Origin of the sequence: Methanosarcina sp. UBA289, from assembly GCA_002496565.1 — an archaeon.
Classification (GTDB): domain Archaea; phylum Halobacteriota; class Methanosarcinia; order Methanosarcinales; family Methanosarcinaceae; genus Methanosarcina.
The window spans coordinates 304,057-328,302 of sequence record DAKJ01000018.1 but is presented as its reverse complement, the minus strand read 5'-3'; the positions used below and the strand labels follow the sequence as shown (position 1 = coordinate 328,302).

Here is a 24,246-nt window from a genome sequence, read left to right as displayed (position 1 = left end):
ACCAGCGCAAATTGAGTGAAAGCGATGGAACTCCAGATTGCGGCTGTTACTTTATTTCAACTGCAGTTCCAAAATACTTTACGAGGCCTTGTGATTGACAGATAGAAATGAATTCCTCAATGATGTTAATAAAATCGTTCTCAAGATCGGTACTTCCTCAATTACAAAACAGAACTGTGATAGTACAAAAGAAAATTGCAGTATTGATCCTACCTTTATGGAAAGTATTGCAGCCCAGGTCTTTGAACTTCGAAAGCTCGGAAAAGAAGTTATTGTAGTAAGTTCGGGGGCAATAGGTGTAGGACTTTACGAACTAGGCATTGCCCCAAAGCCTCGTGAAATTCCTATCAGGCAGGCAGCGGCAGCGGTCGGACAGAGTATCCTGATGCAGTACTGGAGCGAAGCTTTCTCAAAATATGGGATAAAAGTAGCTCAGATCCTTCTTACTTACGAATTCTATTCTGATCGGGTATCTTACCTTAACCTCAGGAATAGTATCTCCACCCTTCTAGAATATGGGGTAGTTCCCATAATAAATGAAAACGACTGCACCTGTACAAACGAGATTGACGCGATCTTCGGAGATAATGACAGGCTCTCTGCGATGGTTGCAAGCAAAATCGATGCTGATCTCCTGATAATTCTCTCGGATATAGATGGCCTTTTTGACAAAAACCCAAAGACGCACAATGACGCCAGACTCATATCCCTTGTAGAAAAAATCACACCAGAAATCGAAAGTTATGGGGGTGACCCTACTAGCTTCAAGGGCGTAGGGGGAATGAGAACCAAAATAAAAGCTGCAAAGATCTGTAGCATGGCAGGTTGCTATGTCTTGATTGTAAATAGTGAAATTAATGATGTACTTTTGAAGGTTCTATCGGGAGAAGATATAGGCACTCTTTTTCTGGCTGAAAGGCATATCCAGAAGAACCGTGCACGTTGGATCATTCTTGCAAGGGCGTCAGGCACTGTCCGTGTAGACACAGGGGCAAAAGCCGCAATCCTCGAGAAAAATAGTCTTCTTCCTGCAGGAGTTGTCGAAGTTGAGGGAAATTTTGATAGAGGCGATGTGGTTAGGCTTGAGTGCGAAGGCATGATCTTTGCGAAAGGAATTACCGACTACACCTCTGAAGAACTTATGAAAATTAAAGGAGCCCATACCGATGAAATTGAGGGTATTCTGGGCTATAATAATTACAGTAATGTAATAAAAAAAGAGAATATTGGCATACTTAAAGAATTTAATTAACTTTCCAATGTATCCGAGGATTAAAATGATTTGTCGGGATTCTTGAAGGACTTGATGTGATTTCTTGCATTCTGGAATCCCTTATTAATCTGTTAAGTTCTTTTAAACTCTAAATTCCTTTAAATTACCAAATCTCTTGAGATTACTCGATATTATCTGCAGATAATTTTTGGGGCAACCGCCTCGGTGTTTAAATTTATCTCTAAAATAGGAGAAATGATATATGACAGTTAAGAACCGAAAGATAGGATTTATCGGAGCAGGAAAAATGGGTTCTGCTCTCATGCAGGGAATTCTAAAGGCTGGAATTGTAAAGCCTGAGAATCTTGGTGCAAGCGATGTGTACGAACCTTTTTTGAACGATCTGAAGGCACAGCTGGGCATAAACGTATCGACTGACAATGCTGTTATTGCTCAGGCATCCGATGTTCTTATTCTTGCGGTAAAACCCCAGACTCTGGGCTCGGTACTCGAAAATCTTAAACCTTACATAACTTCCGATAAACTTATAATCTCAATTGCAGCCGGTGTGCCTCTTGCAACTTACGAGAGTGCCCTTCCCGAGGGCACAAGAGTTGTACGTGTAATGCCAAACATTGCAGCCACAGTTTCCGAAGCCGCTTCAGGAGTTTCTCCTGGGAAGAACGCTACTTCTGAAGATATGAAAATTGCTCTTGAGATCTTTTCTGCAGTAGGTACTGCAGTCCAGGAGCCTGAGTCCCTGATGGATGCCGTTACAGGTCTTTCAGGCAGTGGGCCGGCATTTATCTTTCCAGTGATTGAGGCAATGGCCGATGGAGCAGTTCTTGAAGGAATGGACAGGAAAAGTGCCCTTACTCTTGCAGCCCAGACTGTACTTGGAGCTGCAAAAATGATGCTTGAAACAGGCCTGCATCCCGGAGAACTCAAGGATATGGTTACTTCTCCTGCCGGAACCACCATTCAGGGCGTCCATGCCCTTGAAGAAGCCGGAATCCGGGCTGCATTTATGAATGCAGTTATAAGGGCAACAGAACGCTCAAAAGAGCTTGGAAAGAAGTAAATTTTCTTTTTTCCACTTTATTCTACTTTTTATTTCCTTTTATTTGCTTTTTTTGTCTACTTTCTTATTGAGCTCATCCTAAAACCAATTTTACTCTCAAAAACTGTTTTTCAGTTCAAATACGTATGCCCTACTTAGAAAATAACTATAATGAGCTTGAAATTTTTACGTTAAACAATTTTTTGCTTGAATATAATTTTTAATATAATCCATTTTTCCCGAATTATTCTTTGCTTTCCTTCTTCAGGCATAAAAACCAGTCAAGACAGTACATGTTATCTTCTGACTTACCAAGTCTTTCTTTTACGGCTTCCATCGAGCTAGGAGCCGGAATTATGACATCATCTCCAGGCTGCCAGTTTGCAGGCGTTGCCACTTTCTCTGCTTCATTTTTCTGCAGAGCGGTCACAAGTCTCTTTATTTCCTGCATATTTCTTCCGGCTGACTGAGGATAATAAAGCATTGCTCTTATCTTTGCCTCGGGATCTATAATGAATACGGCTCTTACAGCCTGTGTGGTTGAAGCATTTGGTTGGATCATTCCGTATTTCTTTGCGACTTCCATTTTCAGGTCAGCAATTACTGGGAACTTGATCTCTAGGTTTTTCATCCCGTTATACTCGATTTTTTCTTCAATCCTTTTAAGCCATGCAATATGGGAGAACACGCTGTCTATAGAAAGTCCTATAAGCTCAGTATTTATTTCTTGGAATTCATCCTGCATACTGGCAAAGGTCATGAATTCGGTAGTGCATACAGGTGTGAAATCTGCAGGATGGCTGAAAAGTATAACCCATTTGCCTTTGTAATCATCAGGGAAGTTGATTTGTCCCTGAGTTGTCACTGCTGTAAATGAGGGCGCATCATCCCCAATCAGAGGCATGTGTATCTGTTCATACTCAGCTTCTACCATATTTTCACCTATTTTTTATCTCATGCAGTTTTCTTTCAGGATCGGAAACTGAGTGCAAGTTCGGAAGCTTACCCCTTAAAAGCCTTCCTTCCCTCAACCGTCCTAAAATTACCTTATTATTACTTTCATTCTTATATATCTGTTCTGAAAAGAGGACAAAAAATTTATTTTGTTAAAATTACTCTTTTTAAAATCTTATTCTCTTCTATATTTTATTTTTTTTCAAGATAAGTACTATACACTTATTTTTGAGTCATTTTCTATTAATACTTTTTATTTTTCTTATTTATGTATTTTAATGCCTCTTTTAAAAAATTCTAACCTCCTAACATCTTATTTTTAAAAAAAAAGTCTTCTACTCCTTTCTTTTGGAAAATAATTTATCCTAGAACTTCTTTGTTATATGGGGGTTAAATGAGGAAGTTTGTTCGGCCAAAGGTTGTGGTTAGTAGGTGCCTTGGGTTTGACCACTGTAGATATAATGGGGGTATAATCAGCAGTCCGATAGTGGCGAACCTCATGGAGTATGTTGAGTTCCTGCCGGTCTGCCCGGAAGTGGAGATCGGGCTTGGTGTCCCAAGAGACCCGTTAAGAATTATTCTTGAGAACGGGGAACACAGGCTTATCCAGTCCACAAGCGGCAGGGATGTAACTGAAGCTATGGATGCATTTTGTACTGATTTTCTCGGTTCCGCAGGAGAGATTGACGGTTTTATCCTGAAATACAGATCTCCTTCCTGCGGCATTAAGGACGTAAAAGTTTACCAAAGTGCAACGCTCAAATCAGCAGTAATTGGGAAATCTTCAGGATACTTCGGAGGGGCAGTCCTAAAAGCGTTTCCTTACCTTCCTGTCGAGGATGAAGGAAGGCTAAGGAATTCTCGTATAAAAGAACATTTCATGACCAGGCTCTTTATGCTTGCCTCTTTCCGAAATGTAAAATCTGAAGGTCGCATGAGAGATATTGTCACATTCCATTCCGAAAATAAGTATCTGCTCATGGTGTATAGCCAGGAGGAACTCCGGAAACTGGGAACTATTGTTGCAAATAAAGAGAAGAAGACATTTCAAGAATTGGTTTCTGAGTATGAAAAGCATCTTTACAGTGCCCTTTCCAGACCTCCGAAGTATACTTCAAGTATAAATGTGCTCATGCACGCCTTCGGGCATTTTTCAGAGAAGCTCTCAAGCCAGGAAAAAGCGCTATTTTTTGATTGGATCCAAAAATATAGGGATGGAAAAGCTTCTCTTTGCCCTGCAATTAGTACCATCAGGTCGTGGGCCGTGCGCTTTCAAGACCAGTACCTTACGAATCAAACTCTATTTGAACCCTATCCAGAAGGCCTGATGGAAGTCGACCACATAGACTCTCACCTCAGGGCAGACCTCTGGGAATGAACTTGCAGACTATGGAATTCTGGATGGGATAGTTTATGAAAAGTGTAACTGCTTTGCTTTATTTCTTTTTACTCTTTTATCTGGGAGAATCTCTCTTAAGCTGGACTTGCTCTGAAACTTCCGTGGATTCCTATATAGGCGATCCTGGGGAAAGTCTGATAGGAGTAGATATTGTAAATTCTGAACCTTACGGTGCTTCAATTACAGAGGAGTCAATTACTTCTGATACCTTTTCCCGAACTTATTCTTGGGACTACGAAGGTAGCCGCTGGCAGCTCACCCTGCCTCTTGACGATCAACTGTATGAAATGTATACATCTAAGACTAGAAACCGGGATTATGACCTATTCGCTTCGGATCCATATGATGACTGGCTAATTGAAGACATTGCAGAGGCTTTACTTTCTCTTTCAAAAGCTCACGGGCTTGAAAAATGGCAAATTCCGGGACTCTGCATTTCTTTTGTACAATCCCTGAACTATACCTCGGATCTAGAAAGTTCGGGTTACGCTCAGTATCCACGTTTCCCTTATGAAACTCTCTATGAGAACGGCGGGGACTGTGAAGATACCTCAATTCTCTCCGTGGCAATTCTTCAGGAGATGGGTTACGATGCTGTCCTTCTGGAACTTCCCGAGCATATGGCTCTCGGGATAAAGTGTGACACTGAGCAAAAAGGCAGGTGTTTTGAGTACGAAGGCAGTAATTATTACTATCTGGAAACTACAGGCAACGACTGGCAGATAGGGGAAATCCCTGAAGAATATGCAGACCAGCCTGTACAGGTTGTGCCTGTTTACAGAAGGCCTATGATTAAGCTTGATTTCAAAGCGCAATGCGAATACTCAAAAACAGAAGGAATTGTCGATGTTAACGTAACAATAAGAAACGTGGGTTCGGAAAGATCTGAAAATACAACCATCTACGTTTCCCTTCAGGCTGAAGACAAGCTCTCCTTATGGGATGAAATTGAAAGTTCTCCAGTTACCGTTGAACCGGAAGGGGTTTATAATTATACTGCAAAAGGCCTTACAGTTCCTGCAGGAAAAAAGTTCAGGGTATACGTGCAGGCATCTGGAGAGAACTCAGTACCTGAGAACATAAATAGCGAGTGGGCCATTGTCTGAGAATCCGGATCTCTGGAAAGAGTTGTATAAAAAAGAACGCACGTAACAATCTAACTTAGAAAGCTTTGTAAAAGCCTAAATTAATTAGAGACTTCTAACTTTTACGATGCCTTCGAAAAAAAGAGAATTCAAAAGAGAAAGATTGTTAAGAGTGAGGCTTTCTCGGTTGATGAGCATATTTCAATATTAGCGAATTATTCTTGAGATTGTAAACAAGAAGGAACCTGACATTACACGAAGACAAAGTTCCTCATATCCACATTCTGGATTCTGGCTTCAATTTAACTGGATAAAGATGTGATATTGGCTTCCAACATGAGGCGAAGTTTGAAAATAATGTTCAGAATACGAAGTGAGAGAGACTTTCCTGCCAATACGTACAAATCTAAAAACGCAACAATACAGATTTTTTATTGACATCTTTTTCCAGATGCGTATTTCTGGCATAAATATTAACAGTTTAAATAGAAAAATTGACTTATGTTTATTTAATATCCATTTGCTTGATAAACAGCTTTATATAATTATAACTAAAAAACTAGAAAAATATATATCCTAAAAAATTATTTTCAATGACTATCTAGGTAATTAATGGGCGAGTTTTTATGATTAAATCAAAGAAGGATTATATATTTCACTTAAAAGCAGATGAGATTGCACTTAGGAAAAAAAGAGGTACAATTCAGTATTATAGGGATTATTTTTTGGATGATATCTGGAAATTTGAGAGATTACTAAGGAAAAGAGAGTACTATATAAATTGTAAAAAAAGTATTATATATAAACCGTATCATCTGTATCTTTATTTTAAATTCCAAAGATTAAGCACGAAATTAGGATTTACTATACCTCCAAATGTATTCGGGCCTGGATTATCTATTGCTCATAAAGGTACTTTAATTGTAAATAGCAATGCAAAAATTGGTGAAAATTGTCGCATTCATACTGGCGTAAATATTGGAACAAATGTCTTTAGTAGGGAGTACAAATTAAGACCGGATTTTGTATTGCCTGTGCCAAAAATAGGAAATAATGTATATATTGGTCCCGGCGTTAAAATCTTTGGAGATATTGAAATTGCAGATAATATCGCAATAGGTGCGAATTCAGTAGTAAACAAATCCTTTAAAGAAGAAGGTATTACAATAGCAGGAGTTCCAGCAAAAAAAGTTAGTAATGAAGGATTTGATAAATGTTACTATAAAGCTACGGATATTTTAAGAGGATTCTATAAGCCTCCTCAGTAGTTTGCTTGTTATTACGTGAAGACGAAAGGTTTTAATGTCCACATTCCGTATCCTAGCTTTAATTCAACCGGACAAAAATGCAACATTGGCAGCATAACCGAGAGTTGGGAATAAGGTCAAGAATTAAAAATAAGAGCTACTTTCATGTCAACTAACTTATACCTGCAAAAGTATGGAGAACCTGCAAACGTATGAGTTTCTCAATAAATTTCTTATTTTCGGAGTTACTTATAAATCGAATATAAGCAATCTATTATTAGCTTACTAAAGCATTATTAGTTTATTAAAGCATTTTGCACTTAGGGGTGGTCAAATGAACAAAAAACTGTATAGATCAAAGAAGAACAGAATTATTGCAGGTGTATGTGGTGGGATAGGTGAATACTTTAACGTTGATCCTACGCTTATAAGGCTTTTATGGTTACTCATTTCTGTAATGAGTGCGGGAAGCGGTATAATCGCCTATGCAATAGCATGGATTATAATTCCTGAGGAGCCCTGAACTTTTGAGAAAAATCTAAGTACTCTTCTGGAATAACCAAAATTTTGGAAAAAGCCAAAATTTCTCTAGCATAGTCCGCAGAGTTTATGAAATAGTGCTCCCGAAGTAATTCGGGAGATTTATCATTTTCTGTTGTTTTGAAGCTTAAGCGGTTTGCTGGTTGAAAAGCTGGTCTATAAACCATTGGGGATCGAACTTTTTTAAGTCTTCATAGCCCTGTCCTATCCCGAAAAAGAGGATGGGTTTGCCTGTAATATAAGCAATGGATATCGCAGCTCCTCCTTTTGCATCAGCGTCTATTTTTGTCAGAATGGATCCATCAATTGGGACAGCTTCATTGAACTGTGCAGCCCTTTCAACTGCATCGTTTCCTGCTACGGCTTCATCTACAAAAATTATAAGGTCCGGAGTGCTTACCCTGCAGATTTTTTCCATCTGCGACATAAGGTTAAGGTTTGTATGCATTCTACCTGCGGTGTCGGAAAGCACAAAATCAATTTTATGTGCTTTTGCATACTGCACAGCATCGTAAATAACTGCAGCAGGATCGGCTCCAGGCTGATGTTTAATCATCTTTACTCCAAGTCTGTCAGCATGGATTCCAAGCTGGTCAATGGCACCTGCTCTGAAAGTATCTCCTGCAGCGAGAACTACCGAATAATCTGATTTGAGCAGGTAGCGCGTCATTTTTGCAATAGATGTCGTTTTTCCTGTCCCGTTAATTCCTACAAAGACTATATGGACAGGTTTTTCCTTGTCCCTTACATATTCATCAAAATCAAAAGTATTAGCAGACACTACATCAAGGATAGCTTTTTTCAGGGCTTCCTCTACAATTTCTCCGGTATTGCTGCCAATGCGTTTTGTGGTTCCTGTGAGCTGTTTTTTTACGGACTCCACAATTGCCTCGGAAACTGAGAGGGCAAGGTCGCTTTCAAGAAGTCCCATTTCAAGTTCCCAGAGAGGCTCTTCCAGATCTTTACTGTCCAGATAGACTTCTCTATTAAAGACTAGAGCCTTTGCTTTTTGTGTAAATCCGATATTTGAGAATCTTTTAAAAAAGGACTTTTTTTCTTCAGGTAAGTTTTCTTCCTCAGGTTTGCTCTCTACCGTCTTTTTTCTGTCTTCAAGTTTCTTCCTGTATTCAGCTTTTTTTCTGTCTTCTATCCCGACAGTTGCAGGTGCAGTTGCTACAGGTTTAACTTCTACGGGTTCGGCTTCGTAACTATCCTCTTCCGTTAGCTTTTCAAGAGCTTCTTCCTCTGGAATGGGCTCAATATCCTCTTCAAAGCCTTCTTCGGCCTCAGGTACAGGCTCAACCACCGGTTCGATATCTACTGCTTTATCGTCAATAGTTTTGCTGAGCGCCTTTTTAAAATTCCCAAGTTTCTCTTTGAATTTGTTGAACACAGGATCCCATCCCAAAAAATTCAATAAAAAATAGTAATTTATTCAAAGTAAAAAGTTCGTCCTCAAATCTGGGTTTTGAGCCCATCCTTTTTTATTTGAGCCAGGTCTTTTAGGCCTGGCCAGGTTGCTGAAGCCTTGCAGCCTCAGATTCCAGGGCCTGCATACCCTGTACATAGTTAGTCAGTGAAGCATTCATCTGTTCGAGAATTTTCATAAGCTGCTCTTTGCGGCGGTTCAGGGTTTCAACGGCTTCATCAGCAGTCTTTTCAGCACTGAAGCCTGCTCCAAGGTCCACAACAACCTTATCTGCATTTTTTATTTCGGCATAAACGAATGAGCCAAATCCAACCGGTACCATCGTTTCGGCAGTCTTGTCTTCAGCTGAAGCGGTCTTAAGCTCGTCGATGGTTACGATTGTCTGGTCACAGCTTGTAATAGAAGCCTGAACCATGTTCATCTGCTGCCTCAAGGCTTCGGCCTGTCTCTGGAATTCCTGATGCCTGGCTGCTATATTTCTGATATCTTCACTGACTTCTGCCATATCCTTCACTCCTCAGCAATGCTTTCGATCTGGATCTGGCTTCTTTTAATTCCATGCTTGCTTCCGAAGACAGAATAGACCTTATCTGTTGCGTTCTTTTCATTCTGACTTTCGATTTGCTTTGTGAATTTTTCCCAGGAATGTCCTGCTTTAAATTTGCCTTTAACAATAAAACTCTTCATCTTGGTCACCACTCTTGCTGTAATTTTTACGAAACAGGTGGATTAATATCACTCTAAGAATCCGAGGGCTTCCTCGATTCTCCCAAGTTCGGGTCCTGTAGTGTCTGAACCTGCCAGATAACTTTTTGAATTTGCAAGCAGGCCTGAGCCTAGCATCTGAGTCCCAAAGTTCGTAGTCCCTATATTTACTGGAAGCTCGAAAAGCTTTTCCAGAATTTCTATTTCTGAAGATGTTACTTTCGGGTGCACCAGAAGCCCTTTGTTGGTAACAACGCCTGCCATCCCTACATTCTTTATCCCGGCAATCGTTCCCCTGTAAACTTCTACTTTGAGGGTACTGGCAATTGTCTCAATAGCCTTGTCTGACAGTTCGGGATGGACAAGGGCCGCGGAATCATTTGCAAGTACAATGTTTCCGACTGCATTCAGCTTGTCCGGAAGGATCTCAGCCTTAACTCCTGTTAGCTCCTTCATCTTCTTGGTATCAGTTCCGTATGAAAAAAGGAAGCCATTTGAGTTTCCTCTGGAAAGGGCTCCGATAACAACGCTTCCGTTTACAAGAGTCTCAATGACATTTACATCGAGTGAATCCTCTAGTATGGCACAGGTTTCGGGTTTTGTTCCGGGAGGAACGAGAATAACATCTTCTGTGCAGGTTGCAAAGACCCCTATCATTGGGGTGTCGTAGATATCCACTGTTCTAATCATATTCTTTGAAGCTTCGCGTCTTCTAGTATATTTTACTGGGCGAGTTCTGCCTGTACCTCGCCATCAGCGAATTTTACAGCTCTGACCCGGATGGAGAGAGGAGGCTTTTCACAGCCTTTTTCCCAGAGGCGCTCATTAATTGATTTGTCCAGTTTGACCTGCACAGAATCAACCTTCATGTGCTTTACGAGAAAACCTCTTACTTCAGTAACTGCTCTGTTTGCTCTTTTCCATGCAGGTACGTTCTTTACCTTCCTAAGAGGGATTGTGTATATCTGTTCTTTTACCATGTCGTCGGCCATTTTTCCCACCTTCCTCGCTTACTTCACATCCAGGCTTCTTCTTCTCCAGTGCCTGCGTCTGGGATGACTCACGACCTTCCGGTTAGTTTTCACAATGACCCACACTGGAACGCGTGTGTTCTGTTTGTGCGCCTTTGCAAGACGCCTCTTCTGTCCTTTCATGTTATGACTCAAGTGGATCACACCTGTTGACCTGTAAATGACTTAATTTCGTTAATTTCCGGTTATATCCGATAATTAGCTGATTGTGATTTTAACCCTTGGATAATCGAGGTTTTTTTCCTGCCAGTTAAAAGGCAGTTTTTAAAACCATATCCGGTAAATTCTATGAGGGTCTCGGTTAATATGCAGCAGTATAAGGGTTGAATATAACTCGATTATTGTATAAATCTTTATTCCAGAATTTTTTCCCCTTCCGGAAGACTTCCTGATTTCAAGACACACTTTCTTCAGGGCAGTTTTTCCTGGAAATCACATGGGACTGGATATGGGCAGGAAACAGTTCCTTTATTTTTTCCTCGCCGTCTCTCTGCCTGATTAGCTCCCTGAGTTCGGTTTCATAATCGGCTTTTTGAGTATTCTCACTCGGGCCCTCTTCAATTTTTAGATAATGCTCTACAAGAATACTCACGGTTTTTTTACCATATCCCTTTAAAGGGCATATATACTGAACTCCCAATCGATCTTCAATACTTCGTATCTGTGAGATCGAGAGTACAGGAACTCTATCGTCCCTTCTGGTCCCATCAGCAATTAGTTTAACTTCCGGATCCAAAGCAAGAGTTTCTACGGCTTTTTCGTGGATATAATTAATTGCACTTTTTGGGAACCCGTCTTTCATTATTTTCTCGTAAGCTTTTTCAAGGATTTCCCATTCCAGAGATATAACTCTGTGAGGGAACCCTAAGTTTTTTGCAGTTTTTGCTGCCAGCTCGCCATTGGGGAGCAGACCGAAGCTGCAGGTTACGAGTTCAATCTCAAAAAGCGGTTCCATTATAAGGGCAGAGAGCGAACTGTCCTTGCCTCCGCTAAATAGGACCGAAATTTTCATTGCTTTTAAACCCTGGTTATAGACGTCTTACGCTTTTTTGGCTGCATCCTCATCAGGAGTGTTTTAAGCTGTTCGTCACTGATTTGAGACGGGAGCCTTCCACTCTGAGCAAGCGAGATCAGCTGCATTTCAAGCTGTTCCCCAAGAGCCGGTCTTGACATTTTTAAGGTTGTAAGACGTTCTCTAGCTTCTGGAGTCAGGATCTGTCTCAGGATGGACTGTTTCTGAGCTTCCATTTCAGCTTTGGCCTGTTCCTGCTGGTAAGCTGCCTGGATGTCAGATGGCTGGTTCTGTGCCTGCTGTCTCTGGATTTCTGCAAGCCGTCTCTTCCGAATTTCGTTGAGTTCGTCATCCATTGTAGACATGGCAATCATCTAATAAAACCGGTTTTCCGGAGCAATCGAGATTAAGATTAATAATATTTGAAAGGGAATCCTAAGTAATTTTTCAGGCCCCCTTCAGATGGAAAATATTCTCAGTATTTTGCAAGTTCAGGGATTTTCTCAAGAAGTTCGTGCTTGAGATCATTGGCTGCATTATCAAGCATGGAACGTCCCTTTGCAGATACAGTTCTTCCGTCCTTTACTTTTTGCAGGTAACCTGCAGCCTCAAGCTGCTGTACTGCCTTTCTGGCAACCGAACCGCTGCCTTTTGCTTTGGTTCCTGGTTTTGATCCGTTATCCTTTTTTCCACCGTATACTGAGCGAAGCCTTTCAATTCCTACAGGCCCATCGGTATAGATTTTCCTCAGGATCGCAGCGGTTCTGATATACCACCAATCATCATTGTTCGGTGGGAGTTCCTTGTGAACCCCGGTCTTTACGTTCTTTGCCCATTCAGGGGGAACGATATTTTCATTTTCTTTAAGAATGCCTGCAACCTTTTCGATGAGTTCCATTGCAGGGACATCAAATACTGTTGTCATGCTCTCCACACCTTTTCTAAATTAGGTTTTCTTTGCAGATCCTGAGAGATAGTGCCGATTCTTCTCCCTGGCTGCCAGAAATCTACTTTTTCCCGAAACGAGGTAACTCATTCTCTTTCGAGAGGTCCTTTCTTATCCTTATAGCTGGATTTATGGACTCTAATGGTTTGGGCTTTCAGGCCCGATAAGCCGGTAAATGTGATTTTAGTTTAAACTGGAAGGAAGTTGACATATTTATCAATTACTGTGTTTAGATATCTATTAGATATCTGTATACAATCGATCAGGTAACTTATAGCGTGAAAAATTTCAAACTGAAAAACGATCTAATTGTATCGAATTGACTTTTGTCGATTGACGCAAGTGCGAACATCCAGCGTAATTATTTTCAAGATATAAAAGCATTTTGCGGATTCATAAAAACCTCAGTTGAATTTATTCTGGAATCTGAAAAGGGAATTACGTCTGGCTTATTGATGAGACAGAGGCGTATTAAAGTGCATATTATTAATTTTTAAAGATTTCTGCTTCGGTAAGACCTGCCTTTGACCTTTGAACAAAGGCATTACATTATTATCATATTCTTTATTTTTATCCCTTATATTAACTTATTTTATTATGTCTTACCAGGAGTTTAGTAATTATACTACATGCTATAATACATGCCGTTTTATCGTATTTTTCAAGATAATATCTTCTTCTGTAGGCTTCAAGCTCTGACAAAGGCTCAGTGCTGCAATATTACTTATTGCGTATATTTATAACTTTTATGTTTTCATAATTTTAAGGGCTTCCTTACCATAGAAAGGACAAATATTAATATGAAACTCATTTATGAATCAGATAAAATATAATTTTTATTATATTTTCTTTCATTATATAGATAGAAGGATTTATGTAATATCATGTTTTCAACTATTTTTCATTGTAATTAAATATTAATTACTGAGGTACTACGCGCTAGAGAAAGAAAAGGGTTAACGTACTTTATGTATGGACAACTACTTTTACAATAATTGCACAGAGAGTGCCTTAATCAGGGTACAGCCTGAAGGATATCAAATAGAAAACGAGGCATACCATTGACGAAAGTTGTAGAAATCTCTCCAACCACGAGACATGAAGGCCACTCAAAGCTCACCCTGAAAGTAGATGATCAGGGTATTGTCGAGCGAGGAGATTGGCTCTCCATCACCCCGGTTAGGGGTATTGAGAAGCTCGCCATAGGTAAGACGATGGAACAGGTCCCGAAGATTGCTTCTAGGGTCTGCGGTATCTGTCCTATTGCCCACACCCTGGCAAGTACCGAGGCCATGGAGGCCTCTATCGGCTGCGAGATCCCTGAAGATGCAAAGCTTCTGCGGGTAATTCTCCATGCAGCGAACCGCCTCCACAGCATTGCCCTGCACAACATTTTGATCCTCCCGGACTTTTACATTCCTGGAACAGAGACAAAGTTCAACATGTTCACCAAGGAGGAGCCTGCTAGGAGCGTTATGGCAAGGATTGCCCGCATCCGAGAGATCGGACAGACAATTGGAGCCATCACAGGCGGCGAGGCGATTCATCCCTCCAACCCTAGGATCGGCGGGATGTACCAAAATGTGAGCTCCCGGGCAAAGCAGAAAATGGCGGACTTGGCAAAGGAAGGTCTTGTCCTTGCCCACGAGCAGATGGAGTTCATGCTCGAGGTCATAAGGAACATGCAGAACCGGGGTTTCGTCGAGGTAGGGGGCAAGCAGATCCCTATTCCAAAGACACTCGGGTACCATAATCAGGGAGTCATGGCCACATCTCCTATGTACGGCTCATCTAGTCTGGATGAGAAACCCATGTGGGATATCGCCCGGTGGAAGGAAACCCGGCCATGGGACTGGTACATGGGTGAGGTAACCATCGATCTTGAGGATCCGAGCTACCCATTAGGAGGCACAACTAAGGTCGGCACCAAGGCCAATCCCCGGATGGAGGCCTGCAACGGTGTTCCTATGTATGACGGCCAGCCAGTTGAGGTCGGTCCGAGGGCAAGGCTATCCACCTTCAAGAACTTCGACGAAAAGGGCACCTTCGCTCAGCACATCGCTAGGCAGATGGAGTACCCTGACTGCTGCTATACCATCCTCAAGTGCCTTGACGACCTGAATACCTCGGGCAAGGTAGTCGCCGACAACATTCCCCTGGGAGACGGATCCTTGGGATGGGCTGCAAACGAGGCCCCACGCGGGACCGATGTCCACCTTGCAAAGGTGAAAGATGGACGGGTGTTGTGGTACGAAATGCTTGTGCCCACTACCTGGAACTTCCCTACCTGCAGCCGCGCTTTGGCTGGAGCGCCCTGGGAGATCGCCGAGATGGTCGTTCGGGCCTATGACCCGTGCGTCTCATGCGCAACCCACATGATCGTGCTAGACGAGGAGAACAAGATAGTCGCCCAGAAGCTCATGCAGTGGTGAAGGGAATGGAAACGCTGTACTCCGAGATCGTGGTGGCAGGCTGCGGGAACCCTCTTTTTGCGGATGATGGGTTCGGACCCGCAGTCGTGGAGAGTCTCAAGGATATTAAGCTCCCCGAGAACGTCACGGTAGTTGACGCAGGGCTCGGGGGCCCCCATTTTATCTTTACTCTCCTCAATCCTGAGTCCACAAAGACTCTTATCATCGTGGACATAGCGGACTTCGGGGGGGAACCTGGCGAGCTCAGGTGGCTCGATGTTGACGAGCTCCCCGTGGGGAGCTACCGGGATGCCCACTCATGGGATCTTACAGAGCCGCTCCAGCTTATCAAGGACAATATCCGGATCCGGATCCTTGCATGCCAGAAGAAATACGTTTCTGACCCTGAAATGGTCATCGGGATTACAGACGAGGTACAGAGAGCCATTCCCGGAGCCGTATCCGAGATACTGAAAGAAATCGGGATGAACTATGAAACTGCTTAACTCCATCAAGAAAACCATATGCGGGGGAGCAAATCCCGTTCAGGTTTCGATGGAGAAGAAGGTGGAAGCTACAAAGGAGACAAAACAGTGACAAATAAGATCAAGATCGGGCATGTGCACATGAGTGGCTGTACCGGCTGCCTCGTGTCCTTGGCCGACAACAACTTAGGACTCATCAAGATCCTGGACGACTACGCCGATCTCGTCTACAGTCTCACACTCGCCGACGTTCGTCATATCCCAGAGATGGATGTGGCGCTTGTCGAGGGGTCGGTCTGCATCCAGGACCATGAATCGGTAGAGGAGATCAAGGAGACACGGAAGAAGTCCAAGATCGTGGTGGCTCTCGGTTCCTGCTCGAGTTATGGGAACATCACGCGGTTCTGCCGCGGCGGGCAGCACAACCAGCCACAGCACGAGTCCTTCCTCCCTATTGGAGATCTCATCGATGTGGATGTCTACATCCCCGGATGCCCTCCGAGCCCGGAACTCATAAGGAACGTCGCTGTCATGGCATACCTGCTCCTTGAGGGGAACGAGGACCAGAAAGCCCTTGCAGGCAAGTACTTAAAGCCCCTCATGGACCTTGCGAAGCGCGGCACGACCGGATGCTTCTGCGACCTGATGGACGATGTGATTAACCAGGGACTCTGCATGGGCTGCGGCACCTGCGCTGCATCCTGCCCTGTGCGTGCGATCACCATCGAGTTTGGGAAGCCGCAGGGAGAACGTGACCTCTGCATCAAGTGCGGCTCCTGCTACGGCGCCTGCCCGAGGTCGTTCTTCAACTTCGAAGTGATTGATGAATTCGAAGGTATCAACGAGATTATCGCTGAAGCGCTTAAGTTAGGTGAGAATGATGATTGAAGATCCATATCTCGGTAGATACGTGACCTGCGTCTCAGCACGGAGCACGGACAAGGAGATTCTCAAGAAGGCACAGGACGGCGGTATCGCCACTGCTCTCATGGTCTATGCCCTCGAGCAGGGAATCATCGACGGGACCATTGTGGCAGGCGAGGGCGACCGACCCTGGCAGTCAAAGCCGGCCGTCGCGATGAGCCGTGAGGATATTCTCAAAGCACAAGGGACAAAGTACAACATCAGCCCGCAGATCTCCTGGCTCAAGGAGGCAACCCGGTCCTACGGTCTTGATAAGGTAGGGATCACCGGTGTCTGCTGCCAGATGCAGGCCGTCAGGAAGGCTCAGCTCTATCCCATCAACATGCGTGATATCCCGGGCAAGGTCGCCTTCACAGTAGGGCTCTTCTGCATGGAGAACTTCCCATATAAGTCTATGCAGAGCATTGTCGAGGACCACGCGGCTCAAAGCCTCAGCTCCGTGAAGAAGATGGAGATCACGAAAGGCAAGTTCTGGGTCTATACCGAGCGCGGAAACGTCGCTACCGTGCCGCTCAAGGATACCCACAAGTACGAGCAGCCTGGCTGCCACGTCTGCCTCGACTATGTCTCTAACCTAGGCGACATCTCGACCGGTTCGGTCGGAAGCCCAGACGGCTGGTCTACTGTCTTTATCCGCACCAAGGTAGGGAACGAGATTTGGTCCAGGGCGGTTGCAGATGGCATGTTCGAGACGAAGCCCATCGAGGAAGTCAAACCCGGCCTCGATCTCCTCAGGAAGCTTGCTAAAGAGAAGATCGACAAGAACCAGAAGACGATCGAGGAGCGCAAGACCTTCGGCGTCAACAAGGCGTTGCGGAACCCCTACGCCTAATTTTTTTTTCATCATCGAAAAAGTAATTCGCGTTATCTACGCTGAATACGGGGATGGGACAGGTTCTCATCCCCAAGATGATTCCACCGAAAGCGTACTAAAATTTCTGTAAAATTTATATTGATATTGCAGTATTTTCATTAGTTCAGATATGGCTTTTATATAAACAATTAAATAAAAATGGAATTGTTTATCTTTTTTCTTTATTTTTTACTATAAATAATACTCGATATAATCCATAATGTTACACAATAAGAAAGTACAAAACCTAAAACAGAATTCAAAGACTAAAAATAAGCAACGCAACGATGCCTATACCAGAAAACAAATCAAGTCCACAAAAAAGATTGAAAAGAATACGTAAATTATAGCAGTGTCGCGAATTTGCTGTAAATTCGAAGTCAACTTTTTGTATGCTGCTTGTAATTTGTTCTTTTTATATGTGGAATTTTTAATTTAAGAGTCTTTATTAGTTGATAGAAGGGATTAATTTACTTATTTCCTAAAAAGTTGTAGCCTTTTAAAAGGCTACTTACGTATTTCTTTTATTATGCTGTTAACTCAAGGCTTTTGAATTCTTTACTGGCTGACGTTTTGTGTGCCAGAACTCTTCTGGTGAGATTGTGCTATAGCCATTTTGCGCTGAGCGCTATTCATGTGAGTGACGTTTCCAGTTACATTTTCAGTAGTGTTGTTTGTCACTACAGGTGTTTCTGTAGATGTTTCAGCAATAACTGGTGATGTATTATTATCAATATTACTCACATTTGCAGCCGGGGTGGTATTATCAGTTATATTTGTATCAGTTGGAGCGTTAGCTACATTTTCGGATTCAGTCACATTTTCATTGGCTGCTGCGCCTTCATTATTCGCTTCTTCTGCAGCTCCCTTATCTGTACTATTAGTGTCAGCCTTCTCAGAACAGCCGGCTGCAAAAACAACAGTAGCAATAACAAGGAGCATTGCCATAATCTTTAACATTCTCTTCATAATAGTACCTCTAAAATTCTCTTCCTTTTTTCATTTAATTATATAAAATTAAAAAAAACTCTAATGTAATATCGACTGACTAATAAGATTAAAGATTTTCGATTTTGAATTCTGCTACGTTTTTAAGGTCAAGTCACTATAGAGATTTGATATACACTGAAAAGTGGTTTCAGTATGGAATAAGCCGATCCCAAAAATCAAGATTTGCTTCTTTGGATCTCATATCTTAAGTGATCAATCAGGCTTCTGATCATGAAAGCAATCCTGAGTAATTCAAATAATTAGGAATAAAACTAGGTTTTGGGATAAGTTTAATATCTGTAGATTATCTACTCCACATTTTTATTATTTTTTAATTTAATATTTTAAAATTATATTAATCTCTCAAAAATTATTACATAGTCAATATATATATAGCAGAGCATAACATAACAAATTGTTCGTAGTATATTTGGATCATCCTCTTACAGTAAACATGCCTCGGGTTTGTTCTCTTCCTTTTGCCCGGGGTTCCCTTCCCAGGTGCTGTTATGGACCTCTGTGCCTGGTTTTAATCCTTCTCATTTTTAATACCTTACTTTACGCCTTCTATTTTTGCAACGAAACCAGATTAAATGCCTGAGTTTTATCTGATGAATCTGATAAACTATGTGTATACACAAAAAATTGAATTCCATTATATTTTTAGATCCTTAAACATTAAATAGAGATCCGGAGAAACGATTTATCATTACCGAAGTGTGCCATGCTCGGTATTTGAGGAGTAATCAAGGAGTGTTTAGCGGTTCAAAAATTAAATTATAGAGTGGTGGGATTATGGTATCGGTGAGTAAGAGATGGATTTTAGATAATGTTCAAACGTTGTATTGTTCCAGTGGAATGTTTGACCTTGAAGATCTCAAGGATTTCGAGGACCCTAAAGAGGGTTTTGAAACAAATCTGAATCATATTGAAAAGCTGGAAGTAGAGAAAGGGGAAAGAAGGGAAACTTTCCATATTCTTATTCCTGGCGGGTTTGGATGGGCTGAAGCGTTCCCTTTTACTGCACACCCCGAAGAAACTAGTGAATATTAAAGATTGTAAAGAATGTTGAAATCGAATGGCTGTGAAGAAAGAAAAGCAAATACTCCAAAAACGTATCCGTAATTTTTACAAATTTTTGGTGCATAACTTTTGAAGTAAAAACTGTGCATATGCCCAATATTCCCTACAATTTGCTCTGGAATTCACGCAGAACGTGCTAAAATGCATATATTTATGAAAATAGTTGTTGCACAGAGGGTCATTGTTAACCTAAACATCAGGACGGCAAACAGGTCTATTTTTCACGATTTTTCATTTCTAATAATAAAATGCTTTTTATGGCAGCTGACAATTCTCCTTTTCTTCTTTTTTGCCAGTGTCCGCCCGATATCTGCCCACTTGGTGAGCATGTGGTCGTGGAGGGAAGTTTGTCTATTTTATATACTGCCTATTATTAAATACAGAGGGAAAAATAATTTCCTTATAGGCTCTAAGTTTCAAACAGAAAAGGGATTATAACTAACATGGGAAACGCGAAATAACTTCTGGATAAAATAACAGCCATAAGTATATGTATGCGTATTTCACAAGCCTATGTGGGGAAAATGAAATTGCTGATTTGGGGAAAATGATATGGCTGGCGAATTTACATATGCTGTTGAAATTTGGTCTGTAAAGCAAGGGAAAGAAGAAGAATTTCTGAAAATTTGGACAAATTTGGCTAATTGGACTAAGGCTAATGAGATGTGTAGCATTAGCGTTATCTTGTTGCAAGATTTAGAGCAAAAGAATCTGTTTATGTCATTTGGTCCGTGGAAAACTTCAGCATGCGTGCAAGCATGGCGGCAACAACCAGAATTTAAAGCAGCTTTTATGAAACTAAAAGAAGTATGTGACGAGATAAAAACAAGCACGATGGAAAGCGTGTATAATATTCCACAAGACACTATGTGATGTAAAACTGACGATGTATTTATGAAAAGAAAAATAAGGGCTAAAAAAAGATTTGTCCCCAAATCATTGACTTTATTTTATACAATTTTGGATCTATCATTACTTGGGGGCTTACTATTTCGGAGCGTTGGAATCATTTATAGCACCTTATCTCTTCTAAGATTGCGTGAGACAACGCCGTTGAAATAATGCCTGAATTTAGGTATCAACCTAAGGCTCTATAGAATCTTTATATGTCAACGGAAGATTCTATAGAATCAATTGACATCATCCTTACCCACTCCCTATTACTTCTATAAGGCCGCGGCGCTCCATGGAAAGTATCATATGCCTCGTAATTTCACCGGCGATGGCTATTATCACTATGCCTATCAGGATCGCAGACAGATCGTGCCACGTCGCCTTAAAACTACCAAGGGTAATCAGAAAGGTAGTGGCAACAGCCGGAGGGTGTGATGCTTTAAGAGGTATATGAATTAGTATTACAAGCGCTATGGCAATGCATGATGCCACAACATGCGATAGTTGTAGATGGCCGACCTCGAATACAGATTGAACGTAAGCAGCACCAGTTATGATAGCAATGGAGTAGCCGCTAATGATGCCGACCAAGTGGCCTACAGTCATATTGTATAAGCTGGATGACTTTATATGAGGTGATTCAACCATCATGAAAATGGACGGGCCAAGGCTGGGGAAGAGCCACAGGTTTCCGGTAATATAGCCTAGCCCCCCGGCTAAAAGCGCAAGCAAGCCACCCAACACTGATCTTAACAGGATGCTGAGGGCTCGCCGTGCTCTGGAGGGAGCGTTTTTAGCCTCGTGTTGGCCACTGGTTGGATTCATGTTAAAATGCCTCTTTTCCATTATCTCCATTGGAAAGCTGTGTTATGTTGGGACTAACAGATTATGAGGTGACTTCAAATGTAGCTGTGTCCTTACCCCGCCTTCCACCAAGAGACAACTTTCCCTGTATAGATAAATAAAGATAAAAGTAAGGTACTATGTAGTCTATGACGGGCACGATAAATTTTCAGTAAGCTCTGAAGCCAATCCGTAGGTCAACCCCAGTTTTGTACGATACAACTTTAATACTAAATACCGAACAGAGATACTTCCGAGTATAGTAACGCTTATTTTAATTCAAAGTTTATTACTGTAAATGGGTGTGTTGGAGAGAAAAGACCTTCGAGGAGCTAACCTTAAAGGTGCTAGCCTTGAAGGAGCTAATCTTATAGAAGCGAACCTTGAAGGGGCTAACCTTGAAAGAGCTAATCTTATAGAAGCGAACCTTGAAGGGGCTAACCTTATTGGGGCTAACCTTAAAGAAGCTAGTCTTCAAGGAGCTAACCTAAAAGATACTTACGTTATAGCAGCTAACCTTAAAGGAGCTAACCTTGAAAGAGCTAATCTTCAAAGGGCTAAGCTTGAAGGTTCTAACCTTAAAGGAGCTAACCTTGAAAGGGCTAATCTTATAGAAGCGAACCTTGAAGGAGCTAACCTTGAAAGAGCTAATCTTCAAGGGGCTAATCTCGTAGGGGCTAATCTTCAAATGACTAACCTTTTTGGAGCTGACTTTCAAGAGGCTAAACTTAAAGGGGTTAAACTCAAGGGAACTAAACTTGAAGGTGCTAAACTTGAAGGAATTAAGCTTGAAGGGACTGACCTTATAGAATTCGATCTTCATGGGGTTTTTCTTAAAAGGGCTCACCTTGAAGGAGTTAACCTTCAAAATGCCAATCTTGAGAAGGCTAATCTTGAAGGAGCTAAACTCAAAGGAGTTTACCTTGAAGGTGCTAAACTTGAAGGAATTAAGCTTAAAAGGGCTGATCTTGAATGGGCTCATCTTAATAAGGCTCATCTTAAAGGAGCTAACCTTGAAGGCGCTCGCCTTAAAGGGGCTCATCTTGAAGGAGCTAACCTTTACGGAGTAAATCTTAAAAGAGCTAACCTTTACGGAGCTAGCCTTACAGAAACTATTCTTGTAAAAGCTAATCTTGAAGGCGCTGACCTTACGGAGGCTTATCTTAATAGTGCTGATCTTGAAGGAGCTAATCTTGAAGGAGCTAATCTTTTAGGAACTAAACTAGAAGGAGTTAACCTTGAAAGAGCTCAGAATCTCTCACTTGACCAACTTTCGAAGGTGGAAACGCTATATAATGCAAAAATAGATAGTGAACTTCTCATACCACTAAAAGAAAAATATCCTGCTCTCTTTAAAGTATGACTATTGTGTTATACTTATCAGTAATATATTAAAAGTAATCGATTATTGCGTATAACACTAAGAAACATACATTGCGTTTACGTTCCGAAATATACATAATTTGAATAAAATAGGATTTACGCAGTTGAACTGAATAATCAACGGCATTAAACCTTCAGCTGTCTAAAGTATCGGTTTAATAGTGATGCTAATTGATATTGATTTTGAACCTAAAGTATGTAAGTCCTATAAAATATCCAGTACTGCAAAGTCTTGAAAAGACGATATGTTTATAGGTTATACACTGGCTTATAAAAATTCTCATTTCTCGAATACCTTACACTAACGTGCTTTGAGCCACATTATCTATTGACCATGGCCGGATAGTCTGTGTAGCCTTTCTCGCCGCCCGCGTAGAAGGTGGCCACATCCGGCTCGTTTAACGGTGCATTCTGCATGAAACGCTCTGGAAGGTCAGGATTGGCCAGGAACGGCACTCCAAAGACTATTAGGTCTGCTTCACCCCTGGCAATTGCCTCGTTTCCACTTTGAAGTCCATAGCCGCCGTTTAGTATGAATGTCCTTTCGAAAATCCTGCGCAGGGTAGATCCAAGCCGTGCCTCAGGTGGCACGAACCCAGCCCGGCCTCCTATGGGCTCGATTAAATGAAGGTAGCCTAGGCCCGTTTTATCCAGCTCTCTGGTGAAATAGGAAAAGGTCTCCCTGGGATTGACGTCCGACATAGAATGAGCGGTATTGTGCGGAGAGATGCGGTAGCCGACACGGTCGCCGCCCCATACCTCTATGACGGCTTTCGTAACCTCAAGCGGCAGACGGGCTCGGTTCTCAAGGCTACCTCCGTACTTATCGGTTCGCTTGTTCGATCCGCTCCGCAGGAATTGGTCCAGCAGGTAGCCGTTAGCGCCATGAATTTCTACACCATCGAAGCCGGCGGTTCTGGCATTCTCAGCCGCCTGTCGGAATTGCCTGACTATCTCAGGCACCTCGTCGGTCTTCAGGACCCTGGGCACAGGAATTGGCTTTTTTCCACTGGGTGTATGGACAAAGCCTTCGACGGGCAGCGCGGATGGTGCGACCGGCAGATTGCCGCCCAGGAAGTCGGCGTGGGATACCCGCCCTACGTGCCAGAGCTGGATAAAAATCCTGCCTCCAGCCCGGTGGACAGCATCCGTAACTTTCTTCCAGCCGGCGATTTGTGGCTCAGAGTATATGCCTGGCGTATGCACATAGCCTACCCCCTGTGGCTAACCTGCGAGCCCTCTGTGATGATCATACCGGCCGAGGCTCGCTGCACATAATAAGTAACCGTCAGTGAGACCGGGACGTCGGCTTCCCCTGCGCGGTTGCGGGTCATCGGCGCCATCACTATGCGGTTTGGCAGCGTGAGATCGCCCATCCGATACTGTGAAAAAAGATCCATGTCTCCTGCCATGATGACCATCTCGTTAGGCCTGGCTGGTTGTTGGTTCGAGCTCCTCAGATTTCAAAAGTTGCTCAAACCTCTCTGGATTGAACCCGATGACTACAACATCGCCGATCCTGACAAACGGGAAGCCGATATTACCGGTACCCTTCATCATCTCGGCCGCTATCTTGTTTTGCTCGCTCTCACTGGCGAGGTCGTAATCGATAAAATCGAATGGTATGTTTCTGGCCCGGAAATATTCCTTTGTTTTCCGGCACACCGGGCAGGTGCTTATGGTGTACATTGATACTTTTGCCATATGCTCTCCTAATTCTATTGTTAATCCTGCTTCCTTCAATTTTTTCCGTTTAATT

General features: G+C 42.4%; 26 protein-coding genes and 1 pseudogene. 13 read left to right on the top strand and 14 right to left on the bottom strand.

The genetic code is table 11. From position 1 onward, the window contains the following. Positions 1 to 94: 94 nt before the first annotated feature. Positions 95 to 1,252, top strand: a complete 1,158-nt coding sequence (gene proB / locus BP549_RS09340; protein ID WP_292374164.1) for a glutamate 5-kinase — start codon at positions 95 to 97, stop codon at positions 1,250 to 1,252. A gap of 223 nt (positions 1,253 to 1,475) precedes the next feature. Continuing rightward, positions 1,476 to 2,294: a pyrroline-5-carboxylate reductase gene (gene proC, locus BP549_RS09335; RefSeq protein WP_292380036.1), complete on the top strand. Its 819-nt coding sequence runs from the start codon at positions 1,476 to 1,478 to the stop codon at positions 2,292 to 2,294. A gap of 223 nt (positions 2,295 to 2,517) precedes the next feature. Here proC and BP549_RS09330 read toward each other — a convergent pair whose 3' ends face one another. Continuing rightward, on the bottom strand, positions 2,518 to 3,207 hold the full coding sequence (locus tag BP549_RS09330) for a peroxiredoxin (protein ID WP_292380033.1): 690 nt from the start codon (positions 3,205 to 3,207) through the stop codon (positions 2,518 to 2,520). Positions 3,208 to 3,621: 414 nt separating this feature from the next. Here BP549_RS09330 and BP549_RS09325 point away from each other — a divergent pair, with 414 nt between their 5' ends. From BP549_RS09325 to BP549_RS09310, 4 genes are all read left to right on the top strand, one after another. Then, positions 3,622 to 4,605, top strand: coding sequence for a YbgA family protein (locus tag BP549_RS09325; protein ID WP_292380030.1), 984 nt, complete (start codon positions 3,622 to 3,624; stop codon positions 4,603 to 4,605). A gap of 35 nt (positions 4,606 to 4,640) precedes the next feature. Continuing rightward, the gene (locus BP549_RS09320; protein WP_292374156.1) at positions 4,641 to 5,732 is read left to right on the top strand and encodes a hypothetical protein; all 1,092 of its coding nucleotides are present in this window, start codon (positions 4,641 to 4,643) and stop codon (positions 5,730 to 5,732) included. Between the two features lie 605 nt (positions 5,733 to 6,337). Continuing rightward, entirely contained in the window at positions 6,338 to 6,979 is a 642-nt protein-coding gene (locus tag BP549_RS09315; protein ID WP_292374154.1) for a serine O-acetyltransferase, read from the top strand. 313 nt (positions 6,980 to 7,292) lie between these two features. Next, positions 7,293 to 7,481, top strand: coding sequence for a PspC domain-containing protein (locus BP549_RS09310; protein WP_292380027.1), 189 nt, complete (start codon positions 7,293 to 7,295; stop codon positions 7,479 to 7,481). Between the two features lie 144 nt (positions 7,482 to 7,625). On the opposite strand, the gene ftsY is transcribed toward BP549_RS09310, so the two are convergent. The 9 genes from ftsY to BP549_RS09265 all read right to left on the bottom strand — a co-directional run bounded on the left by ftsY (position 7,626) and on the right by BP549_RS09265 (position 12,600). After that, positions 7,626 to 8,891 (bottom strand): signal recognition particle-docking protein FtsY, encoded by a 1,266-nt coding sequence (gene ftsY / locus BP549_RS09305; RefSeq protein WP_292374150.1) that lies wholly within the window; start codon positions 8,889 to 8,891, stop codon positions 7,626 to 7,628. Between the two features lie 109 nt (positions 8,892 to 9,000). Then, positions 9,001 to 9,432 carry a prefoldin subunit alpha gene (pfdA, locus tag BP549_RS09300; protein ID WP_292380024.1) on the bottom strand — a complete coding sequence of 144 codons (432 nt, stop codon included), beginning with the start codon at positions 9,430 to 9,432 and terminating at the stop codon, positions 9,001 to 9,003. A 5-nt stretch (positions 9,433 to 9,437) separates the two neighbouring features. Then, positions 9,438 to 9,614: a 50S ribosomal protein L18Ae gene (rpl18a, locus tag BP549_RS09295; protein WP_349681008.1), complete on the bottom strand. Its 177-nt coding sequence runs from the start codon at positions 9,612 to 9,614 to the stop codon at positions 9,438 to 9,440. A 48-nt stretch (positions 9,615 to 9,662) separates the two neighbouring features. Beyond that, entirely contained in the window at positions 9,663 to 10,322 is a 660-nt protein-coding gene (locus BP549_RS09290) for a translation initiation factor IF-6 (protein WP_292374146.1), read from the bottom strand. A gap of 32 nt (positions 10,323 to 10,354) precedes the next feature. Next, the gene (locus tag BP549_RS09285; RefSeq protein ID WP_292374144.1) at positions 10,355 to 10,624 is read right to left on the bottom strand and encodes a 50S ribosomal protein L31e; all 270 of its coding nucleotides are present in this window, start codon (positions 10,622 to 10,624) and stop codon (positions 10,355 to 10,357) included. Between the two features lie 18 nt (positions 10,625 to 10,642). Continuing rightward, complete coding sequence (locus BP549_RS09280; RefSeq protein ID WP_082086800.1) at positions 10,643 to 10,798, bottom strand: 50S ribosomal protein L39e; 156 nt, start codon at positions 10,796 to 10,798, stop codon at positions 10,643 to 10,645. Between the two features lie 259 nt (positions 10,799 to 11,057). Next, positions 11,058 to 11,675, bottom strand: coding sequence for a DUF7411 family protein (locus tag BP549_RS09275; RefSeq protein WP_292380021.1), 618 nt, complete (start codon positions 11,673 to 11,675; stop codon positions 11,058 to 11,060). 5 nt (positions 11,676 to 11,680) lie between these two features. Further along, positions 11,681 to 12,049: a DNA-binding protein gene (locus BP549_RS09270; RefSeq protein WP_292374138.1), complete on the bottom strand. Its 369-nt coding sequence runs from the start codon at positions 12,047 to 12,049 to the stop codon at positions 11,681 to 11,683. Positions 12,050 to 12,150: 101 nt separating this feature from the next. Then, complete coding sequence (locus BP549_RS09265; protein ID WP_292374136.1) at positions 12,151 to 12,600, bottom strand: 30S ribosomal protein S19e; 450 nt, start codon at positions 12,598 to 12,600, stop codon at positions 12,151 to 12,153. A 1,082-nt stretch (positions 12,601 to 13,682) separates the two neighbouring features. On the opposite strand from BP549_RS09265, the gene frhA reads away from it, so the two are divergent. The 4 genes from frhA to frhB all read left to right on the top strand — a co-directional run bounded on the left by frhA (position 13,683) and on the right by frhB (position 17,273). Next, complete coding sequence (frhA, locus tag BP549_RS09260) at positions 13,683 to 15,053, top strand: coenzyme F420 hydrogenase subunit alpha (protein ID WP_292380019.1); 1,371 nt, start codon at positions 13,683 to 13,685, stop codon at positions 15,051 to 15,053. A gap of 5 nt (positions 15,054 to 15,058) precedes the next feature. Then, complete coding sequence (gene frhD, locus BP549_RS09255) at positions 15,059 to 15,538, top strand: coenzyme F420-reducing hydrogenase, FrhD protein (RefSeq protein ID WP_292380782.1); 480 nt, start codon at positions 15,059 to 15,061, stop codon at positions 15,536 to 15,538. An 87-nt stretch (positions 15,539 to 15,625) separates the two neighbouring features. After that, positions 15,626 to 16,405: a coenzyme F420 hydrogenase subunit gamma gene (gene frhG, locus BP549_RS09250; protein ID WP_292374130.1), complete on the top strand. Its 780-nt coding sequence runs from the start codon at positions 15,626 to 15,628 to the stop codon at positions 16,403 to 16,405. After that, entirely contained in the window at positions 16,395 to 17,273 is an 879-nt protein-coding gene (frhB, locus tag BP549_RS09245; RefSeq protein ID WP_292374128.1) for a coenzyme F420 hydrogenase subunit beta, read from the top strand. The genes frhG and frhB overlap by 11 nt, the downstream gene beginning before the upstream one ends. Before the next feature lie 579 nt (positions 17,274 to 17,852). On the opposite strand, the gene BP549_RS09240 is transcribed toward frhB, so the two are convergent. Next, positions 17,853 to 18,263 (bottom strand): hypothetical protein, encoded by a 411-nt coding sequence (locus BP549_RS09240; protein WP_292380017.1) that lies wholly within the window; start codon positions 18,261 to 18,263, stop codon positions 17,853 to 17,855. A gap of 816 nt (positions 18,264 to 19,079) precedes the next feature. On the opposite strand from BP549_RS09240, the gene BP549_RS09235 reads away from it, so the two are divergent. Next, on the top strand, positions 19,080 to 19,337 hold the full coding sequence (locus tag BP549_RS09235) for a hypothetical protein (RefSeq protein ID WP_292374114.1): 258 nt from the start codon (positions 19,080 to 19,082) through the stop codon (positions 19,335 to 19,337). 582 nt (positions 19,338 to 19,919) lie between these two features. Beyond that, positions 19,920 to 20,240 (top strand): antibiotic biosynthesis monooxygenase family protein, encoded by a 321-nt coding sequence (locus tag BP549_RS09230; RefSeq protein ID WP_292380014.1) that lies wholly within the window; start codon positions 19,920 to 19,922, stop codon positions 20,238 to 20,240. A gap of 273 nt (positions 20,241 to 20,513) precedes the next feature. On the opposite strand, the gene BP549_RS09225 is transcribed toward BP549_RS09230, so the two are convergent. Next, a complete protein-coding gene (locus tag BP549_RS09225) occupies positions 20,514 to 21,116 on the bottom strand; it encodes an HPP family protein (RefSeq protein ID WP_292380012.1) in 603 nt (200 codons plus the stop codon). A gap of 286 nt (positions 21,117 to 21,402) precedes the next feature. Between BP549_RS09225 and BP549_RS09220 the strand changes: the two genes are divergently transcribed. Next, the gene (locus tag BP549_RS09220; RefSeq protein ID WP_292380010.1) at positions 21,403 to 22,467 is read left to right on the top strand and encodes a pentapeptide repeat-containing protein; all 1,065 of its coding nucleotides are present in this window, start codon (positions 21,403 to 21,405) and stop codon (positions 22,465 to 22,467) included. A 341-nt stretch (positions 22,468 to 22,808) separates the two neighbouring features. On the opposite strand, the pseudogene BP549_RS09215 reads toward BP549_RS09220, so the two are convergent. Then, a pseudogene (locus BP549_RS09215) lies at positions 22,809 to 23,830 on the bottom strand (alkene reductase). Positions 23,831 to 23,912: 82 nt separating this feature from the next. Beyond that, a complete protein-coding gene (locus BP549_RS09210; protein ID WP_292380007.1) occupies positions 23,913 to 24,191 on the bottom strand; it encodes a glutaredoxin family protein in 279 nt (92 codons plus the stop codon). Positions 24,192 to 24,246 lie beyond the last annotated feature (55 nt).

Bases quoted from the DNA above. Each gene is read 5' to 3' on its own strand.
- BP549_RS09220 (WP_292380010.1), top strand. From the start codon at position 21,403: ATGGGTGTGTTGGAGAGAAAAGACCTTCGAGGAGCTAACCTTAAAGGT.
- BP549_RS09275 (WP_292380021.1), bottom strand. From the start codon at position 11,675: ATGAAAATTTCGGTCCTATTTAGCGGAGGCAAGGACAGTTCGCTCTCT.
- BP549_RS09325 (WP_292380030.1), top strand. From the start codon at position 3,622: ATGAGGAAGTTTGTTCGGCCAAAGGTTGTGGTTAGTAGGTGCCTTGGG.
- BP549_RS09290 (WP_292374146.1), bottom strand. From the start codon at position 10,322: ATGATTAGAACAGTGGATATCTACGACACCCCAATGATAGGGGTCTTT.
- BP549_RS09240 (WP_292380017.1), bottom strand. From the start codon at position 18,263: ATGAAGAGAATGTTAAAGATTATGGCAATGCTCCTTGTTATTGCTACT.
- frhD (WP_292380782.1), top strand. From the start codon at position 15,059: ATGGAAACGCTGTACTCCGAGATCGTGGTGGCAGGCTGCGGGAACCCT.
- pfdA (WP_292380024.1), bottom strand. From the start codon at position 9,432: ATGGCAGAAGTCAGTGAAGATATCAGAAATATAGCAGCCAGGCATCAG.
- frhB (WP_292374128.1), top strand. From the start codon at position 16,395: ATGATGATTGAAGATCCATATCTCGGTAGATACGTGACCTGCGTCTCA.
- BP549_RS09285 (WP_292374144.1), bottom strand. From the start codon at position 10,624: ATGGCCGACGACATGGTAAAAGAACAGATATACACAATCCCTCTTAGG.
- BP549_RS09320 (WP_292374156.1), top strand. From the start codon at position 4,641: ATGAAAAGTGTAACTGCTTTGCTTTATTTCTTTTTACTCTTTTATCTG.
- BP549_RS09210 (WP_292380007.1), bottom strand. From the start codon at position 24,191: ATGGCAAAAGTATCAATGTACACCATAAGCACCTGCCCGGTGTGCCGG.
- BP549_RS09330 (WP_292380033.1), bottom strand. From the start codon at position 3,207: ATGGTAGAAGCTGAGTATGAACAGATACACATGCCTCTGATTGGGGAT.
- BP549_RS09315 (WP_292374154.1), top strand. From the start codon at position 6,338: ATGATTAAATCAAAGAAGGATTATATATTTCACTTAAAAGCAGATGAG.
- BP549_RS09265 (WP_292374136.1), bottom strand. From the start codon at position 12,600: ATGACAACAGTATTTGATGTCCCTGCAATGGAACTCATCGAAAAGGTT.
- proC (WP_292380036.1), top strand. From the start codon at position 1,476: ATGACAGTTAAGAACCGAAAGATAGGATTTATCGGAGCAGGAAAAATG.
- BP549_RS09270 (WP_292374138.1), bottom strand. From the start codon at position 12,049: ATGATTGCCATGTCTACAATGGATGACGAACTCAACGAAATTCGGAAG.
- BP549_RS09310 (WP_292380027.1), top strand. From the start codon at position 7,293: ATGAACAAAAAACTGTATAGATCAAAGAAGAACAGAATTATTGCAGGT.
- BP549_RS09235 (WP_292374114.1), top strand. From the start codon at position 19,080: ATGGTATCGGTGAGTAAGAGATGGATTTTAGATAATGTTCAAACGTTG.
- BP549_RS09225 (WP_292380012.1), bottom strand. From the start codon at position 21,116: ATGGAGATAATGGAAAAGAGGCATTTTAACATGAATCCAACCAGTGGC.
- BP549_RS09230 (WP_292380014.1), top strand. From the start codon at position 19,920: ATGGCTGGCGAATTTACATATGCTGTTGAAATTTGGTCTGTAAAGCAA.
- rpl18a (WP_349681008.1), bottom strand. From the start codon at position 9,614: ATGAAGAGTTTTATTGTTAAAGGCAAATTTAAAGCAGGACATTCCTGG.